Genomic DNA, 19,627 nt, shown 5'->3' with positions numbered 1-19,627 from the left:
TATGCTTATGGTTACAGAGGTTCTTAAAAATCATCAAAAATTAGAAAAACCTATGAATAAATCATAGGTTCCTCAGTACAAACATAAAGAAAAACATTAAATTAATTGATTAATGATATTGTATAGGAATAAATGTATTGTTTATCCAATAATCTATAGGCATCATGAGGCAGGCGTCCCCAGCTGTCATCACCTCCAACACCTCTCTGCTTGTAATCTATATGCAGATAAACCGCTTCTTTAGAATCTAAATCCAAATCAAAAGGGTGGCGCTGCGCCTTTGTTTTTCCCGGATCCAAATCTTCTGCTGAAATATTCAGTGCACTGAAACCAAGTGCCTGCTGTCCTTCGATTTTCAAACCTTGCCCCGTACTGTTTTTTAAAGTAATCCATCGTACATCTGTTTTATAACCGCCTTCCTGCGGACGGATATAATTTCTGGTGTACTGATTGATCACATTATCCGAATATTCGCCAATAAAAGAAGCCGAATTTCTATCTGAATAATTCTCCCAAGGTCCTCTTCCGTAATAACTCAAATTATCAAATGCTCCATTTAACTTGGCGCGCATTCCAAAACGAGGGATTTCCGGAAGTTCTTTTCCTGCCAAATCAATAGCTGCAGTAACTTTTATCGAACCATCATTTTGAATAAGATAATCAACTGTATAAGGAACATCTGCTTTAGCTAATTGATAAGCAACTTTTACAAGCAAACCTTCTGACGATTTTTTATCCAAATTAACGCTTATAACTTTTGGATCTTTTGAAGCTTCTTTCCAAACCGTCAATTTATTTTGCATCCCGCTTCCAAAATCATTATCTGTTGGAGCACGCCAGAAATAAGGTGCTGGAAAATTAGTAAAAATGGCTTTATCTGCATTTTTCAGATTATATTTTAAAATCTCTCCTTTTTGAAGATCAAATTCTCCAGCGATACTTTCAGCTTCAAAAGAAAGCACATTGTTTTTAACTGTATATTTCAGTTTTGAAGCACTCTTGGTAGCAATATTATTTTTAAAATAGGAACCTTTTCCAACTGCAAACTGTTCTCTTGCAAATTCATGTCCTTTGGCAACCAGAGGTGCATCATTTTTTGAAACAGCATAAACATTCACAAAATATTCTGAATTATCATCAATCGAACCCAGATCTAAAGCAGCTTTTTTGCTTTCCTCAGGTGCTGCATCCAGACTAAAATCTCCAGACTTCACTTTTGACCCGTTTTTAATCAATTCCCATTTAAAATCATAATCAGAAAGATTGGTGAAATTATAATGATTTGTTACTGTCAATTCAGACTGATTATTGAACTGAAACTGAATGTTCTGATATACTTTCTTAACCTCCAACAATCCCGGATGCGGAATTCTATTGGCAGACACCAAACCATTAGCACAGAAATTTTCATCATTATGTAATTTAGCACCGCCTAAATCTCCTCCGTATGCCCAAAATTCAACTCCTTTTTCATTTTTAGTTTTTATTCCCTGATCCACCCAATCCCAGATGAACCCGCCCTGCATGTGTTTACTGCTATTGATAATGTCCCAATACTCTTGAAAATTTCCGCTGCTATTCCCCATGGCATGCGCATACTCACACATAATGTATGGACGTTTTTTATCAGCATTTGCATAATCCTTCATACTTTTAATACCAGGATACATCGGACAGACAATATCAGTATCTCTATTTTCCCCTGCCTGCTCAAATTGAACCGGACGAGTCGAATCGACTTGTTTTAACCAATCGTAGGCATCATAAAAAACAGGACCATTACCACATTCATTTCCCATTGACCAAATTATAATCGAAGGATGGTTTTTATCAAATGCAAACATTCTTTTTATACGGTCCAAATGCGCAGGAGCCCATTCTGGTAAATATGCCGGATGCTTTTTCTGATCGAACCAGTTTTGCCATTCGGCTCCCATTCCATGTGATTCAATATTCGCTTCGTCAACCACATAAAAACCGTATTCGTCACACAAATCATAAAATTGAGTATCATGCGGATAATGACACATACGAATTGCATTGATGTTGAACTGCTTCATTAACTGAAGGTCTTTCAGCATTAGTTCTTTGTTTGGTACGTGCCCGTTTACTTCATCATGCTCATGGATATTCACTCCTTTTACCATAACGGCTTTTCCATTTACCAGTAATTGAGCATCTTTGATTTCTACTTTTCTAAAACCAGTTCTTTTAGAAACGATTTCAAGAGTTTTTCCTTTACTGTCCAATAATGTAATAGTGTATCGGTACAGATTTGGTGTTTCAGCATTCCATTGTTTTACATTTTCAATAGTTTTTGAGAAGCTGATTTTTTCTTCTTTAGCATTTACTTTTTTACTTTCAGAATAAACTGTTGTTCCTTCTTTATCAAACAGTTCTACTTTGACTGAAGTATTCTTTATTTTATTATTTACAAAAGACTTTAGAGTAACATCCAGATTGAAAATCCCGTTTTTATACTGATTATCCAAATCACTTTTTACAAAATAATCCCAGACAGTAGTTCTTGGCATTGCCTGCAGATAAACATCGCGCTCAATACCGCTTAATCTCCAGAAATCCTGATCTTCCAGATAACTTCCGTCATGCCAGCGGATAACCTCAACTGCAAGTACGTTTTCACCTTTCTTCAAAAGAGAAGTAATATTAAACTCGGCCGGTGTTTTAGAAGCTTTGGTCATCCCAGCTTCTTTTCCGTTTACATATACTCTGGCATAACCGGAGATAGAACCAAAATGAAGTATAATTTCTTTGTCACTCCAAGAATCTGCGATGGTAAAAGTACGTCTGTAAGCTGCTACAGGATTATAATCACCATTAATAAAAGGAGGATTTTTTGGAAACGGATAAGTAATATTAGTATAAATAGGAATATCATAACCCTGCAGTTCCCAGTTTGAAGGTACCTGGATATTTTTCCAGCTGCTGTCGTTCAGCCCAGGCGAATAAAAATCTGCTGTTCGCTGTGATGGATTTTTAACAATATTGAATTTCCAAAGTCCGTTCAAACTCTGATACAATTCTGATTTTTGTGGATTATTATCTTTTAATTCAGCTTCATTACCGAATAAAAGAAAGGAACTTCTGCCCGCTTCTTTTCCTCTGTCTAATATTTGAGGATTTTCCCATTCATTATTCTGGGCAAAATTACTTTGCATGCCTAAAAACAGAACAGCTGCTAAAAAAATTTTCTTCATTTAACTTATCTTGATTATTTAAATTTTAATTCTGAGAAATCATAAAAAAATGTCACTCCAAATCGACCTTATACATGATTATATACAAAAACCTTCCTAAATATTTGACTAAAACATAAAAACAAAGTCTCAAAGGAATGACAAATCCTGAATCACAAATTTAGATAATCAAGTAAAAGTCAAGAGGGGCATTCCGACATACTATAAGGGACATATTGGTATTTGTCCCCCTTTTTTAAAAAAAAACGCCTCAGTTTACAAAACACTTTCTTTAACTTTAAATAATGACTCCCAAATAAAAAATTTACTGCCATCATACTAGATAGCAGAATTTTTCATTTTGTATAAAAAATGCTTTTTACAAAAGCAGGCGATCAGATATTTACATCTGTTATTTTACTGTTCAGATTCTAAATTGATTTATTTATGAAAAAAATCATTACTGCATTTATATTTCTTTTTTTTACTGTCAAATGCAAAGATGCATACACAGACAGTTAATCCAATCAGCTGACAAAATCTGCAGACAGTTTACTTACCAGCCCGTTTATACCGAATGAACCGGGCATCTCGATTTTAATTGCCAATAAAAATGGTAATTATTTATAAAAAAGCTTTTAGAAGTGCAACCATTAAATAACTCATTGACAATGAATTAAAAACAAAACGGATTCACCATAGAAGACCAGGTAAGCGGTTTTACTGCACTGGAAGAATATTATCCGAATAATGAAACTTATATCGCTATTTTAACCAATCAGTTATCCGGCGAAGACACTACCGACTTCACCGATAAAAGATTCCGTTTATTTGATAAGATTTTAATTGGCAATCGGAAAGGCAGTTAGACAAAGACATTGTCTTAAATGATTCAGTCAGTGATAACTATTTAGGCATCTATTCGATAACTTTCAATAACATTACCGAAATGCTTACCATTTATAAAAGAACAAAAAATTATACATGGCTCTTTCGAACGGATCAGGCAGATACATGTTACTGCAGTCATTATCAGAGACAAGTTTTATTTACCTGATGTAAAAAGAATACGCACTATATGTGAATTTTTACTTGAAAACGGCAGTGTGCAAAACTTATTTTTACTCAGGAGAAAAAACATGAATGGGAAAAAATTAAATAATATTCAAACAATTAATTAGACACCAATACTGCATCCGATAAATTGACTAAATAATCCATCATAATTTAAAAATCTGTTCCATTGGCAGCCATTTTTCACCGTCTTTCGCTCCCGGAGGTGCCTGCTGAAATTTCCACATTAATTCCTCCCACTCCTGCACTTTTGGATTAGCCGCATCCATCATCTGTTTGCGTTGTGGAGTATAAGTTTCATCTACTTCCATAATCATAAACAATCGGCTGGAAAGGATGTAAATCTCCATATCTATAATCCCAGATTCAGAAATACTTGCTTTAATTTCAGGCCAGACTTCCTGATGATACTTTTTATACTCCTCAATAAGAGCAGCGTCATCTTTTAAATCACAGGCGTAACATAATCTTTTTGTACTCATAAATTAAATTTTACTACACATTTATTTTTTTTCCAGAACAGCAGTAAATCCTCCTCTCGGAAGACATTCCACATTCAAAACATCTCCTTTTTTTACTGTTTTAGTTTCGACAGCAAATGACTTATCATTTTCTCCGTCCTTAATAAGCTTTAATTTAAAATTACCTGTACCAAGGAAATCAAAATTTATTTTTAATGTTTGCAATTCGTCTTTGCCATTCAATCCTCCTAAGTACCATAGATTCCCTTTTTTTCTGGCAGTTATAATTCGCTCTCCTGGATAACCATCAACAAGTTTTATATCATCCCAGCTTACAGGAACATTTTTTAAAAATTCTTTTGGCTCCAAAGGCAGACTATTATAAGCTTCGGGTGTATCTGCAAAATGCTGAAACCCTGATTCGAAAACAACCGCCAATGCAAGCTCATGAGCATAAGTGGTAATATGAGGATGCTGTGTATTTGAGAAAGTTACCGGAGTATAATCCATAGATCCCACAACATTTCGTGTAAAAGGAAGCGTTGAATTATGCTGAGCCGCCTTGGCCGTAAGTGTTGATTTATTATTATACCATTCGGCTCCATAGACTGCTTCGGTAGTCATTAAATTTGGATAAGTCCGAGCCCAGCCTCTTGGAACAGTTGCTCCATGAAAATTTACCATTAAATGATATTTTGCAGCATCTTTTAAAATATCAATGTAATATTTAATCATGTCCTGCTGGTCTCCTGCAAAAAAATCAACTTTAATGCCATAAACTCCAATTTTATTAAGCCACTTAAATTCTTCAGCCCGCTTTTCAGCTGTTAACATACGGTCAACTGGAGTTGGTTCAAGCCATGATGTTCCTGAATTATACCACATCAGTGGCTTGATTCCTTTACTTTTGGCATAATTTGCAGCATCAGCTATATTTCCTCCATTACTCATAGCATCCCATTCCCAATCAATTAAAGTGTAAGGCCATTTCATTTCTGCGGCCAAATCTATATATTCAGCCACTTTTTTATAATCTTTTGATCCATGATTATTAGCCCAATAATTCCAGGAAACTGCACCTGGTTTTATCCAATTCGTTTCCTTCAATTCATTAGGTTTACTAACATCTGTAATTAAAGTCGACTCAACAATATCAGACAGCTGGCCAATTATTAGCGTATGCCATTGTGAATTCCAAGGCAGCATCGCTTTAACTCCTGTCTGCTTGAAATTATCTCTTGGAGAAGCATACGTTACTTTGTACTCATTTGAATTTTTAGAATTGTTCAATTTTGCTGCACAGTTATTTTCAGAAATACCTGCTTCAGAAATCAGCATCCATACATTATAATCATTTGATTTCAATAAAGCTGGAAAACCCCATTCCTGCTTATTTGCCTGGCCGTTTTCCGAAAAAGGAAAAAAATCCTCATAAGACTCCGTATATTCCTGCATCCAGCGTTTAGCCGCTGAAGCAAAAACATAAGTCGTGGCCTCATCAACAATAGCAACCGGAGAATCTGATTTATCAGGAAATTCATAGCGAAATGCTACACCATCGTTATAAACTCTAAAAACAATATTTATCGGCTTACTATTTGAATTTACATATTTAAAAACTTTTTCAATACCCAAATTAGTACACACTTTTCGCTTTCCGGTAATCATCTCATATTTCTGGTTTACCTCTTTAGACGGAGATACACTTACAAATTTAAGGTTATCGGTAAACTGCTGATCATCTCTGACAATACCCATTGGTGAATTGGGCAGGACTTCAATATATTCTAATTTATTTTTATACAAAACTTTAAAATATACCTGACCAGACAATTTATCATCTGATACTTTTTTTGAAGTAATGATTACCTTAACTTTTTGATTTGGAGACAAAATTTCCTGAGCATTTATTGAAAACAGACCCGAAATAAAGAGACAGAATGTTAAACAAATGTATTTCATAGTTTTTTATTTTAATGCTTTAATAAATTTGAAATTCGCTCACCTTATGAAACAATCTCCAATGCATTCGCAAAAGAAGCCTCAGGTTTTTGATTTGGAAAACGAACTTCTAGTCCATTGTCGTTCTGTGTAAATTCAAGCTTCTGTCCTGTGCTTACTAACTTAACCTGTTTTATGTTTTTTGTATAATAACCCGCATTTTTTCCTAAACTTTTAATCAAAACAGCGCCATTTTCTGGCCATGCCATTACCGTAGCAAAAAGGGTTTTACCTTTTTGCACAAACCGAATATCTTCGGCTGTATAAGGTTTTCCTTTGCCTTCGTTAAAACCCTGAGCGGTCAAAGCTCCTGCGCTTTCCTGCTGCGGACCTTCGCCAAATATTTTCCATGGACGCGTACCGTAAATACTCTCGCTGTTTGCTTTCATCCAGACACCTATTTCTGCTACAATTGCACGTTCTAATTCGTCAATACTTCCATCACCGCGCACAGGAATATTCAGCATTAAATTTCCGTTTTTGCTCACTACATCTATCAGTGTATGAATAACAGTTTTAGCCGATTTGTATCGTTTATTATTATACACACCACGGTCATAATGCCAGTTACCGATACAAGTATCTGTCTGCCAAGGCAAAGGCTCAATTGAATTACTTTGTCCTTTTTCGATATCCCAAACCATGGTTTTTCGTTGCTGTTCCGTTAGTATTTTACCAGTAACAACAGTCTGTACCGTTTTATTTTTCTTTAAACTTTTGTTATACAAATGTGCCGCTATACGCAAACCTGCATCACTTACAGGCCATAATGGCAAAGCTGTATCATCAAAATAAATTAAATCAGGATTGTACTTATCTATTAAATCGATGGTTCTGTCATGAAATTTTTCTGAATAAGCTGAAGAAGGCACTGAAGCTCCATCACCCCAATCCCATTGGCTGTGAACAGATGACTTTTCCGAAGGTTTGGCACTTACCGGATGGTTCTGAGCATATAAATCCTGAGGATCTAAACCATCCCACCAAGTTCCTGCTCCATCAGTCTTAGTCAAAGTTCCATCATAGGAAACTCCTGCTAATGGACCTTCTTTGTCAGCTCCCTTTGAAGTATCAAACCAATTCCAAGCATGTGCGGCATGAACACTTACTGCAAAATGGAGATTAGCTTTGCGCGCAGCTTTTTCCCACCCGGCAATAATATCTTTTTTAGGTCCCATTTTTGTTGAATTCCAATTGGGCTGATATTTACTGTCATACAAATCTAAATTATCATGATGGTTTGCCATTGCCATAAAATATTTAGCTCCGGCATCTTTATATAAATTAACCAGTTCTTCTGGGTTCCAGTTATCGGCTTTCCAAACATTGATAACATCTTTAAAACCAAACTTTGAAGGATGTCCATATTTTTCAACATGAAATTTATACTGTCTTGATCCTTCCTCATACATTCCTCTCGCATACCAATCTCCAGCTTCCGGCTCACATTGAGGTCCCCAATGTGCCCACATTCCAAACTTAGCATCACGGAACCAATCGGGAACTATATATTTACTGAGAGAATCCCAAGTTGGTTCAAAAGGACCTTGAGCAGCTACCGCATTTAATATATGGGATTGTCCCAATAAAGGAGATAAGTAAAGTCCAGCTAAAGCTGACGCACCAAGTTTTAGAGCATTTCTTCTGTTCATCTTTATATGATTTTAAAATAATTTATATATTTCCGACTTTATTAATTGTATGCTTAATTTTCATTTTAACATCAAAAAAAAAATAAAACTTCTATTACAGCAGTTATTTAATTAATAAATTTGATTATCAGTTTTTTTAAACCAATATATTTTAGAATAAAAAAACAAATTTAATCCACGAAAACTATTTTCTTTTATCCAAAAACGATTTTTTATTACTCAAAAACGATTTTTATAAATTATTATGTCTAAAAATACTTTTAAATATTCTTTTTCATTACTGCATATTGATTACGTGAAACTCAATCATCATTGGAATTATTACAATGTTATCAGTCCATACTACCGCTTGTATTATATAGATGAAGGAACTGGATTTATTTCTGACAGTTACGGCCAGTTTACATTAGAGCCGGGTTACTTATATCTTATTCCTAGTTTTACAATATGCAACCTCAACTGTGATGACTATTTGAGTCAGTATTTTATTCAATTCTTCGAAGAATCAGCGGACGGAATTTCTTTATTCAACAACAACCGAAGCGTAATGAAACTGCCTGCATCAGATATTGACATCTGTCTTGTCAAAAAAATGCTGCAGAGCAATCCCGGAAGAGGAATTAACCGCTCGGACAATCCAAAAGTTTATGAAAGAGAAGCTTATTATAAAGAATACAGTGCTCTGAATGATGCAATGAAAACGCATCTAAAGTTTGAAAATCAAGGAATTATTCTGCAGCTTCTTTCCCGATTTCTGAACACCAATAACTTCAAGACACAACAGCCGCAGGTTACACCTTCTAAAATACTTGACACAATGAGTTATGTGCAGCTTAATTTGGACAAAAACCTCACAGTGGCGGAGTTATCAAAAAGAGTAAATCAGAATCAGGATTATTTTTCAAAACAATTTCTGATTCATACGGGACAAAGACCTTTAAATTATATACATGAAAAAAAAATAGAAAGAGCACAATATCTAATTGCCACCACTAATAAAACCTTTTTAGAAATTGCTTTGGATACCGGTTTTTCTAATTTGCCTCATTTTTCAAAAATATTCAAACTGATCGTAAGCCTTACTCCCGGAGAATACCGAAATCAGATTAGTCATTTGAATTAAATTTACTTTCATTTAAACCCTCTTTACATGACTTCCGCTTCAACGGACTTTAACACACTGAAAAACAACACACAACACAAATAATATCAACACATTACACTCTAAAAATAAATTAACATAACACATTAATTTTTTTCAATATCATTTTTTTAAGTAAAAGTGTTATTTTTACACTTATATTTGCTTTTTTAAAACACTGTTTTTACTAACCAAAAATACTGTAACAATGAGATTTCTTCTAATTAGTCTTTTTTTTATTTCTCTTTCAAATTCATTACAAGCGCAGTCAGTGTCAGCTTTAAGTCCTGATAAAAATTTAAAACTTGAAGTTTCAGTAATAAATGGCAGTGCTTATTACAATCTGTTTTATCAAAACGAAGAATTCCTAAACAAGTCGCCTTTAGGTCTTGTAAGTTCAGTAGGTGACTTTACAAAAGGTCTTAAACTCGCTGGAAGCACTTCCAGTAAAATACAGGATTCTTATAAACTTAACCGCTCTAAAGTCAGCCAGGTCAATTATAAAGCCAATGAAATAAAATGCATTTTCACAAATACAGCGAATGATACTCTAAATGTAATTTTCAGAATTACAAATACAGATGCCGCCTTTAGTTATCTTCTTCCAAAAAGTAAAAAGAACGCTGGCGACTGCACTATTGAAAAAGAAATAACAGGTTTTAAACTTCCAGTGGGAACGACCACTTTTATCACTCCTCAGGCACCGCCATCAAGCGGCTGGGAGAAAACCAAACCGTCATATGAAGAGGAATATACAAGAGAAGAGCCGGTAGGAACAAAATCACAATACGGACTAGGTTATACTTTTCCGGCACTTTTTCATCTGGGAAATAAAGGATGGCTGTTAATTTCTGAAACCGGTATCAGCGGTAATTATCCAGGAACCCGATTGAGTGATGCCAATGCCGATGGAATCTATACTGTTGCTTTTCCTCAGGAAGGCGAAAACAATAATCAAGGTGCCGCTACTGCTGTTGCTGTATTACCGATGCAGACTTCATGGAAAACAATTACGCTTGGAAAAACATTAAAACCAATTGTTGAATCAACTGCTTCAACTGATGTTGTTAAACCGCTTATAAAAACTTCTAAAATATTCGAAACAGGCCGTGCAAGCTGGAGCTGGATTGTTTGGCAGGATGCAAGCTGTAACTATGATGACCAAAAAACTTTTATTGATCTTGCTGCCAATATGAAATGTGAATTTATATTGATTGATGCGCTTTGGGATGTCAATATTGGAAAAGAAAAAATGACCGAACTGGTAAATTATGCCAAATCCAAAAATGTCGGCGTTATACTTTGGTACAATTCTAATGGCAATTGGAATACCGCACCGCAAACTCCAAAAGACAGAATGAATACGCATGAAGCGCGGCTGGCAGAAATGCAGTGGTTACAGCAGATTGGCGTAAAAGGATTAAAGGTTGATTTTTTTGGCGGTGATAAACAAGTCACGATGAAAATGTATCATGACATACTTACCGATGCAGCAGAATTTGGATTAGGCATCAATTTTCATGGTACTACCCTTCCGCGCGGATGGGAAAGAATGTATCCAAATTATATGACGAGCGAAGCTGTGCTTGCGTCTGAAAATCTAGTTTTTCAGCAGACCTTCAGCGACAGATATCCTACAACCGCAACTATTTACCCTTTTACCAGAAACGCAGTAAGTTCAATGGATTTTGGACCAGTTTTTCTTAACAAACGATTAAACCGTAATCCTGACAAAGGCACAATACGTAAAACTACAGATGCATTCGAAATGGCTACTGCGGTTGTCTTTTTTTCTGCCGTGCAGCACTGGGGATTAACACCGGAAAACTTAAACGAAAAGCCAGCCTATCTATTTGATTATTTAAAAAAGATACCAACAGTATGGGACGAAACCCGTTTTATAGATGGCTATCCTGGTAAATACTGTGTTATTGCCCGCCGAAAAAATACAAAATGGTATGTAGCAGCAATCAACGGCGAAAACGAAGCAAAAAAAATAAGCGTAAATTTATCCATGCTTAAAGGCAAAGAGGTTTCTATTATCTCTGATGGCGAAGGCGCAGAATCAAAATTCGGCACTAAGAAATCAGATAACGGCACATTCAGTCTGGAGCTTTCTCCAAATGGAGGAACCGTAATATTTATGCCTTAAATAATAGCAAAAAAATTTTTAGAAACATAAAATATTTTCAGCTCACCCCAACCCTCTTCAAAGAAGATTGAATCGGATTATTTTATGATTCTAAATGGTATTATAAAGCAGTTGCTTCTGAACAATTATAAATTAAAAAAGTCCCAAGCCGGATAAAACACAACTCGGGACTTTTTAAGTCTTTTAATATTAATGAAGACTTGAATATTCAGGTGCTACTTCACTTTATTTTGGTTCGAATTAGGTTTCAATTCATCCGGACTGTCTTTCGTATAGGTATTAAACACTTCGTGGGACGGACTTACAAAAACATCTTTTATTACCTCAAAATCCAGTATGCTTTTCGGATTGAATTTATCCGAATCCATATATTTTATAAGCGAGAAAAACAATTGCTTTGCTGCAGGTTTATTTACCATATCAGGACCAATATTGGCACTGCTTACAATAATTTTTCCCTTTCCTGCCTGAGCTTCAAATACTAAAGCCAGTCTGCGGTTCATAAACCAAGTATCTATTGGCTGTACCAATGGACGGAAATCTGCCGGGAAATCTTCCAGATTCATGACCTGTGAACGATTTTGGATTTCCCACCACTGCAGATCACTATGAAAACTAGTCGGAAAGTCTTTAAACGCAGGACTTTTATCCTGAATCAGCATTCCAGTAACATGCGGCGGACGCATTTTGAACCAGGAAGTATTCCAAAAAACAGGAAGAAAATGCATTTCAACTTCTTTTCCTTTTATCACTTTGCCTGAGGCATTCAAAAATACTTTTCCGCCATTTTGCAGCACCTCTTTTGCCTTATCATCTAACTCTGTTGTGTAATAAACTGAAGAAGGAATTTCTATATTTTTCTCTGGATATACCCAAAAATTCCAATCGTTGGCAAAGACTGTATCTTTGATTTTTACTTCAAGATTTAATTTGGATGCAGCGGTAATTCCGCTTAGCGAAAAATCTATATTTCCTGCGAAAAGACCATTCCCGTTTTCGAATGTTTTAGGCTCAAAACTTCCGGAGGAAAGAATAGTACCCTTTTCATTTTTGATTGTCCAATTAATTACGGCATCTTTTAAAGGTTCTTTACCCGAATGGGAAAGAACAATTGCTGCATTAAAAGTTTCTGCATTAGTATAAACAAACTTTGAAATTTTTGCCAAAGGAACAGTTTCGTTACAAAATCGGGCATATTCTTGGGCAGACACATATCCTTTTTCCTGAAAAAATGCATCAAGAACTCCCACTAACGCAGTTCCCTGCCCAGGAAAATCCTGCAGCCCCAGCATTTGAAAACCAGCATAACCAGGTGTTCTCAATATTTTCTCAATTTCATTTTTATAACACAAAACCTGTAATTTACCAGAAGCATTTAAAAAATCTTTTGCCTGATTGCCCATCTTATGGTCTTCAAGATCCTGACGGAACATTTCAAAATTTTTGGCTCTGTAAACACCTTTGTATTTTTTAATTTCTTCAAAATTTGGGAAAACACAGTACTGCCCTATTTCGTGGGCTACAAAAGGAACTTTAAAAGGAGCAATCCCAGTACTAAAATCCGATTCTGTTTCAGGCATTTTGTCCCATTTTAATCCTCTAACGCCTCCTCTGGCTTGATATTCTGCATTTGGAACCACAGGCCAGCTTCCGCCTACAGTCATACCAGTATAAACCCTTCTGCTGTCTTTTGCTTTCCAAAAATCCACAAATTGATTTAGGTATTCCACTTGCTTTCCAGCAGGCTCATTTCCGGCAGATAACATCACAAATGATGCATAATTCCCATACTCTTTTGCCATTCTCATGGTTTCGTCATATAAATATTGATCCACAGGCTGTCCCAATCCTATCTTAGGACCATGATTAGGCCAGCTTGGACCTTCGGGCTGCAGATAAAGACCAATTTTATCAGCAGCAATAAAAGCGGCTTCGGGCGGACACCATGAGTGAAAACGCACGTGATTTAACCCGTGCTTCTTGATAATTTTAAAAATTTTAGTCCAGGCTTCTACTGTTGCAGCGGGATAACCTGTTAGCGGAAATTCACAATTGTGAACCGTCCCCCTGAGAAATACAGGCACATCATTTATTAAGAATTGGTTTTCTTTAATTTTAAATTCACGCATTCCAAACTGAACGATTTTTGCATCGCTTGTTTCTTTCGAAAAAAGTTTTGCTTCCAAATGATACAAAGCAGGATTAAATTCATTCCAAGTCAGCATCCTGTTTCCAAAAGGCAGTTCAAGTTCAATTGACTTTTCTTCCTGTTTTGACACAGAAAGACTGCTAGTGATCTCTTGCGTTTCATCAGATTCTTTAGAATTAAAACTTTTAGCAGCTATAGAAATTTTGCCGCTAAATTGATTTTGAGTACTGTTATTAATGGTGATTTTTACGCGGGCTTTTCTATTTTTTACATCCGGATAAATTTGAATATCATCAATATAAACCAGTGAACCGGACTCTAATGCGATTTTTCCAATGATACCATTCCAGTTTCCTTGTGTATGATCAGTTATACTATGAGAATCAGGACCTACATTAATTTCTTTAATACGATTATCAATTCGAATAGAAATTCGCTGTTTACCCGCTGCGAGATATGGACTTAAATCATAAACATGAGGTGCAACCAATGAATTTCGCAGCCCCACTTCTTTATCGTTTATCCATACTCTGGTTTCTATATGCGTTCTTTCCAAATGGAGCAAAACCCGTTTACCTGTCCAATTTGCAGGAATGTTTACCTCTTTTTGGTACCACGCTGCGCCAACATAATGCTTTGCGGGAGTCAGCCAAAAAGGAATATGTATATTTCCCGGCTGACGATACTTTGCTAATCGCGGCATGTAATAATAGGAACTGTCATAAATAGAACCAGTCCATTTTGTTTTCAACGTTATCTCATCCCCTTTTAAGAATTGTGCCATAGAGCCTGGAAGCTTTATCGCATCTGAAAGATTTTTATTGTACCATTTTCCAGCTACGCCCTCATCATTTCGGTCAATTTCAAAACGCCAAGTACCGTCAAGCTTAATTTCTTCCTTTTTGAAACTGCTTAAGAAAAACAAAGCCACAAATAACAGGCTGAAATAAGTGTATTTTTTTATCATTTTATATTTTTATATTGAATACATAATCGGCATAAAAATAAAATAATGACATGCAATTGTTATCCTGTAGCATCCTGCTATGAAAAACATAACAACAATAACAGTCAGCAAAAAATAACATTGCATTTTATCAAGCAAAATAAGAGCATTCGCTAAACAGCAGTTACATGGTGGTTTTAATTTATAACTGCAGTAATTTCTGTCTCTTCCTCATTACCCTTCTTTCGCCAGTAATTAGCCAGTAAAGAACCTGAAACATTCATCCATGGACTGAATACCGCAGAAGCCAATCCAACCGTTGCAAGTTTCCCCATAGCACCTGCCAATCCAGAAGCCATACCCCCATTTTGAAGACCGACTTCGAAAGCAATTGTCTGACTGCTCTTTTTGTCGAGACCGCTGATTCGGCTGAACCAGTAACCAAAAAAGTAACCTGCTCCATTGTGCAGAATTGAAGCCAAAAAAAGCAAAAAACCAATCTGAATCAGATTGTCTCTTCCTGCAGCAGTGGTCACCAAGGTAAAATAAATGATTCCGAACATGGAAAAATACGGCATGATGAGATCAATTTTTGAATAAGCCTTATACAGCAGGTGATACAATGTCCCAACGACAAAAGCGCCACAGCTGAAATTTACGATTTCTAAAACGTGAGCTGCCGTACTGTCATCTGCAATTGTGAAAAAATTTCCAAACAATACAACAACCAGCCAGATTGCTGACAGAGTAGTCAGAAAATAAATCCGCTTCCTAGCTGTTTCTCCATAATTTTTAAGGATATCATGAATCATCGCTGCCATCAAAGGCACAAGAACAATTTTTATAATTTCCATCATCATATTGAAGAACTGTACTTCAACCATAGTTCCAGCAAATATTTTCATCAGAAACGGAGTCATAATCGGTGCCGCTAAAGTGGACATAGCCGTTACGGTTACAGACAAAACCAGATTCCCTTTGGCGATATAAGTCATCACATTCGAAGCCAGTCCGCTGCTGCACGAACCTATTAGGATAATTCCTGCAGCGATTTCGGGTTCAAAACCAAACGTTTTGGCGATTAAAAAACCCATAACCGGCATGATGGTAAAATGCCCCAGCAGGCCAATCAAAACGCCTTTGCCCGATTTTCGGATACCTGTAAAATCCTCGATACTCATCTGCGTTCCCATTCCGAACATTACCATTTGAATGATAATCAGAATAAGCCATTTGTTGCGCATATCGAAACTGCCTACATGCAGGAAAAAGTCGGGATAAATCAATCCTGCGCAGACAGCGGTAATAATCCAAAAAGTGTATTGGTAACCGCTCAATATTTTCAGATGTCCTGCTCCAATGGCAATACTCGAAAATCCAAAGATTAATCCGATTTTCCAAAGGATATCTATTTGCTGTAACCAGCCAAACATAACCAAAATAAAAAATATCGGAGCAAGCAAAAGAAAATATTTACGCATATAATTTTGTTTTAATGTGTTTTTTATAGTTTTCAACACAGACCTAACAGGTTTTAAAACCTGTTAGGTCTAACTTTATTTAAAAATAAAGCTCTGCTAATTTTTTCATAGCAATAGCAGGACTTGCCAAAATAGGCACTAATTTTTCATCGGCACTTAAACCATCGACCACTCTCGCCATCGAAGCCTGCGCCAGCACAATTACATCCACTTCTTTCATTAATTCTTTCAGGGCTTTGGCTACCATTTCGTCATGTTTGGGAGCATCGCCGCTCATTAAAGCCTCAAAAGCACCTTCGCATAATTTAGATGAAATCGTTACCTTTTTGCCCGCCGCTTCGGCTCTTCGCTGCACTAAATCGCTGGTTGGTTCCAAAGTCGTTGGCAATGTGGCGATCACACCAATTTTACTGCTGATCTGTACCGCTTCATCTGCCATGGCCTGATCTACGCGAATCACTGGAACGGCACTCAAAGTTGCCGCCGTTTCGATAGCCCTGCCAATGGACGAACAGGTTACCAGAATCACATCGGCACCTGCAGCTTCGGCAGCCTGAACGTGGCTCACGACTCTCGCAGCTGTGTTCGGCATTAATTTTCCTTTTTTGATTACGTCTTTTATCAAGCTGTCATCGACAATATTGAAGGTTTCCACCCCGCTTAAAAATTCACTGCTTAACTGCTGAAATAACGGAACCAATGTTGCCGATGTATGTACAAAACCTAAAACTTTTGCGCTCATAATTTTTCTCCTTTTAATACTTTTATAAAATAATCGGCGGTACCTACCTGTCCGCCTTTAAAATTCATTTCTATTCCGTTTACCCATTCCCTGTCCGAAACCGCCCTGCAAAGCGGTGCTCCAGGTGCGATTGGCGCAATCATTTCCAGCGCCAGAATATCCAGCTCGGAAGCGGCATAACTCGATGTATCGCCACCTGCAAAAAGAATTCTTTTTAACGGAACTACTTTTAATACTTCATTAGTGATTTGCCCCAAAACACTTCCATAACTACTGCTGCACTGTTTCTGAATTTCGTCTGCCGAAAAACCTTTAGCAATAAAAAAAGCTTCTGTTTCAGCAATACGAGAATCATCTGAACCTGTACTGGTGTGCAGAATTGTGCTTTTTCCGTTATTGAAATTCTTGATAATCTCAGCTACGGTATTCTTTATAATTTCGGCTTGATAATCGTTATCAACAGCCTTGCTTTCTAGGGCAATTTCTTGAAATCCATTCTGCAGGGCATATTCAATCTGACCTGAAGTTACTGGCGAACAGCTTCCCGACAAAACCAATAAAGGCGAAACTTCTCCCGGAGCTTCGAATGTGGTTTTGTTTCCGATAACTTTTTCATCTTCCCAAGCCAGTCCTAATGCCATTTCGATTCCAGAAGAACCAACAGAAAACAATGTTTTTTCGAAAGCCAATTGGTTAAAAACAGTTCCAATTGTTTTGAGATGTTCCAAATTGAAACCGTCAAAAAACAAAATTTCGGCTTGGTTACTTTCAACCGCTTCCTGAACTTCTGAAGTCCCTTTTTCGATTGTTGTTAAATTGATAAGACTGATTGATTTGTCTGTTTGTTTTGCCAGATGAATCGTCAAATCCCCTTCCAGCATTGGCGTAACAGGATGTTTACTCATGGATGGATGACGATCAATGCGGTAAATTTCGCCGTTACCGATAGTTCCCATTCGGGCAAAAAGGTTTCCAAAAACGCAAAATCGTCCTAAATGTGGTGCTGATGGTGAAACCAAAACTGTTTTTTGATCAAAAACTTCGCTTCCGATTTCGATTGCTTTTCCGATGTTGCCCACGTGTGGTGCAGAATCGAAAGTGGAACAGACTTTATAATGAAAATGATTTGGGGCAAAACTTTTCAGATTTTCAAAAGCAGTATAAAGTTCTGTTTCCATTTCCGATGGTGACATCGACCTGCTTTTTCCCGCCAGACCAATGGCCTGAATTCCCGGAAAGCGGTCTAAATCTTTTTGATTCGGTTTTTGAAGAAAGAGTATCGTTTTTACTCCGGCCAGCGTCAGAAATTCTAGAGCATCAGTTGAGCCTGTGAAATCGTCGCCGTAATAAGCCAATAGCAGTTTATCCTTTGAACTCATTACTTCGAGAATTTTTTAACCGATTCAGCAAATTCGGGATATTCCGATGCGGTTTCTGCTACAGATAAACCATCAACAGCTCCTGTCCAGGCTTGCTGCAAGGCATTTACTCCGGCTTTTGGTCCCATTGGATGTGCCAAAATTCCTCCTCCTGCCATATACAGCAAATCGGTGGTTTGGGTTCTTCGATAAGTTTCTACCGCTTGTCCGCCCCATTGTCCGGAAGATACTACCGGCAAAATTTCGTTTCCGCCCAAAAAGGGTTTTAAACAGGATTGTATCGAAGTAACCACTGAATCATCGGATTCCCAAAATTTATTCTGGATTCCGTTAACATGCAGCTGATCCACACCTGCCAGACGCTGAATTTTTTGGTAGGCCGGAAATTCAATTCCCAACAAAGGATGTCTGTTCAGCATTCCCCAGCCGTTTCTATGGCCGTGAATAACGAGTTCGCCCTGATCGCAGATTTTCTTTGTTCCTGACAAACCAACGCTGTTGATGCTAACCATAGCACAACTTCCTTTTTCCTGCAGAATCAAATCGTATTTACGCTGCATTTCGTCAATTTCATCGCTGACATTGAACGCATACATTACTTTTTTACCTGTTTTTTGTTCGTTGTCACGAATGACTTTCATAATCGCTTTTACACGGTCATCAAAAAAAGAATTCGCCGCCGATCCCATCAATTCATCGTCTTTGATGAAATCGATTCCGGCTTCGATTAAGGTTTTTACTAAAGCAGCGGTTTCATCAACACTCATTCCGATGCTTGGTTTGATGATGGTTCCAATCATTGGTCGGTCTACAACTCCACAGGATAGCTTAGAACCTTTGATTCCGAATTTTGGTCCGCTATAATGAGTTGCAAAAGAATCCGGAACTTCAAAATCCATTAATTTCAAACCGGTAAATTGTGTGATTTCGTATAGATTTCCCTGTAAAGTACTAATCAGAACCGGCAGATTGTAGCCAAAATTTTCTATCGACCAGCTTACTTTTACTCTTGCCTTTTGGTATTTTTTTCCTGGAATACTGCCTCCCGGAATGGACGGTTCGTCTGCCACATCCAATAATTGAATATCCTCAACCCTTGCTGCAAAACGCTTTTTCAGTTCTTCGGTTTCACCTGGAACAGACACAAATGTTCCCGATGACTGCTCCCCCGCCAACACCGCCGAAGCTTGTTCTACATCATAAGGCGTTTCTATGAGATATTCTGCAAAAACTCTTTCCATTATAATTTATT

At 37.0% G+C, this 19,627-nt stretch carries 11 protein-coding genes; 2 read left to right on the top strand and 9 right to left on the bottom strand.

What is annotated here, in order from left to right; all coding sequences use genetic code 11:
• Positions 1 to 101 precede the first annotated feature (101 nt).
• The 4 genes from IRZ80_RS03900 to IRZ80_RS03885 form a co-directional block, all read right to left on the bottom strand.
• Positions 102 to 3,218, bottom strand: a complete 3,117-nt coding sequence (locus IRZ80_RS03900; protein WP_194640253.1) for a glycoside hydrolase family 2 TIM barrel-domain containing protein — start codon at positions 3,216 to 3,218, stop codon at positions 102 to 104.
• 1,199 nt (positions 3,219 to 4,417) lie between these two features.
• Complete coding sequence (locus tag IRZ80_RS03895) at positions 4,418 to 4,753, bottom strand: L-rhamnose mutarotase (protein ID WP_194640252.1); 336 nt, start codon at positions 4,751 to 4,753, stop codon at positions 4,418 to 4,420.
• Between the two features lie 21 nt (positions 4,754 to 4,774).
• A complete protein-coding gene (locus IRZ80_RS03890) occupies positions 4,775 to 6,694 on the bottom strand; it encodes a glycoside hydrolase family 97 protein (protein WP_194640251.1) in 1,920 nt (639 codons plus the stop codon).
• A gap of 44 nt (positions 6,695 to 6,738) precedes the next feature.
• Complete coding sequence (locus IRZ80_RS03885; RefSeq protein ID WP_194640250.1) at positions 6,739 to 8,385, bottom strand: alpha-L-fucosidase; 1,647 nt, start codon at positions 8,383 to 8,385, stop codon at positions 6,739 to 6,741.
• Between the two features lie 244 nt (positions 8,386 to 8,629).
• On the opposite strand from IRZ80_RS03885, the gene IRZ80_RS03880 reads away from it, so the two are divergent.
• Complete coding sequence (locus IRZ80_RS03880; protein WP_194640249.1) at positions 8,630 to 9,508, top strand: AraC family transcriptional regulator; 879 nt, start codon at positions 8,630 to 8,632, stop codon at positions 9,506 to 9,508.
• Between the two features lie 226 nt (positions 9,509 to 9,734).
• On the top strand, positions 9,735 to 11,678 hold the full coding sequence (locus tag IRZ80_RS03875) for a glycoside hydrolase family 97 protein (RefSeq protein ID WP_194640248.1): 1,944 nt from the start codon (positions 9,735 to 9,737) through the stop codon (positions 11,676 to 11,678).
• 215 nt (positions 11,679 to 11,893) lie between these two features.
• Here the strand turns inward: IRZ80_RS03875 and IRZ80_RS03870 are convergent, their stop codons facing one another.
• The 5 genes from IRZ80_RS03870 to IRZ80_RS03850 all read right to left on the bottom strand — a co-directional run bounded on the left by IRZ80_RS03870 (position 11,894) and on the right by IRZ80_RS03850 (position 19,616).
• A complete protein-coding gene (locus IRZ80_RS03870) occupies positions 11,894 to 14,794 on the bottom strand; it encodes a sugar-binding domain-containing protein (RefSeq protein ID WP_194640247.1) in 2,901 nt (966 codons plus the stop codon).
• Between the two features lie 176 nt (positions 14,795 to 14,970).
• The gene (locus IRZ80_RS03865) at positions 14,971 to 16,254 is read right to left on the bottom strand and encodes a bile acid:sodium symporter family protein (protein WP_194640246.1); all 1,284 of its coding nucleotides are present in this window, start codon (positions 16,252 to 16,254) and stop codon (positions 14,971 to 14,973) included.
• Positions 16,255 to 16,333: 79 nt separating this feature from the next.
• Entirely contained in the window at positions 16,334 to 16,996 is a 663-nt protein-coding gene (locus IRZ80_RS03860) for an aspartate/glutamate racemase family protein (RefSeq protein ID WP_194640245.1), read from the bottom strand.
• Positions 16,993 to 18,375, bottom strand: coding sequence for a four-carbon acid sugar kinase family protein (locus IRZ80_RS03855; protein WP_194640244.1), 1,383 nt, complete (start codon positions 18,373 to 18,375; stop codon positions 16,993 to 16,995). Before IRZ80_RS03855 ends, IRZ80_RS03860 begins: the two co-directional genes overlap by 4 nt.
• Positions 18,375 to 19,616 (bottom strand): ribulose-bisphosphate carboxylase large subunit family protein, encoded by a 1,242-nt coding sequence (locus IRZ80_RS03850; protein WP_194640243.1) that lies wholly within the window; start codon positions 19,614 to 19,616, stop codon positions 18,375 to 18,377. Before IRZ80_RS03850 ends, IRZ80_RS03855 begins: the two co-directional genes overlap by 1 nt.
• Positions 19,617 to 19,627 lie beyond the last annotated feature (11 nt).

The sequence above is a fragment of the Flavobacterium sp. HJJ genome, from assembly GCF_015351475.1.
Classification (GTDB): Bacteria; Bacteroidota; Bacteroidia; order Flavobacteriales; family Flavobacteriaceae; genus Flavobacterium; species Flavobacterium marginilacus.
This window is presented reverse-complemented; position numbering and strand designations above follow the sequence as displayed.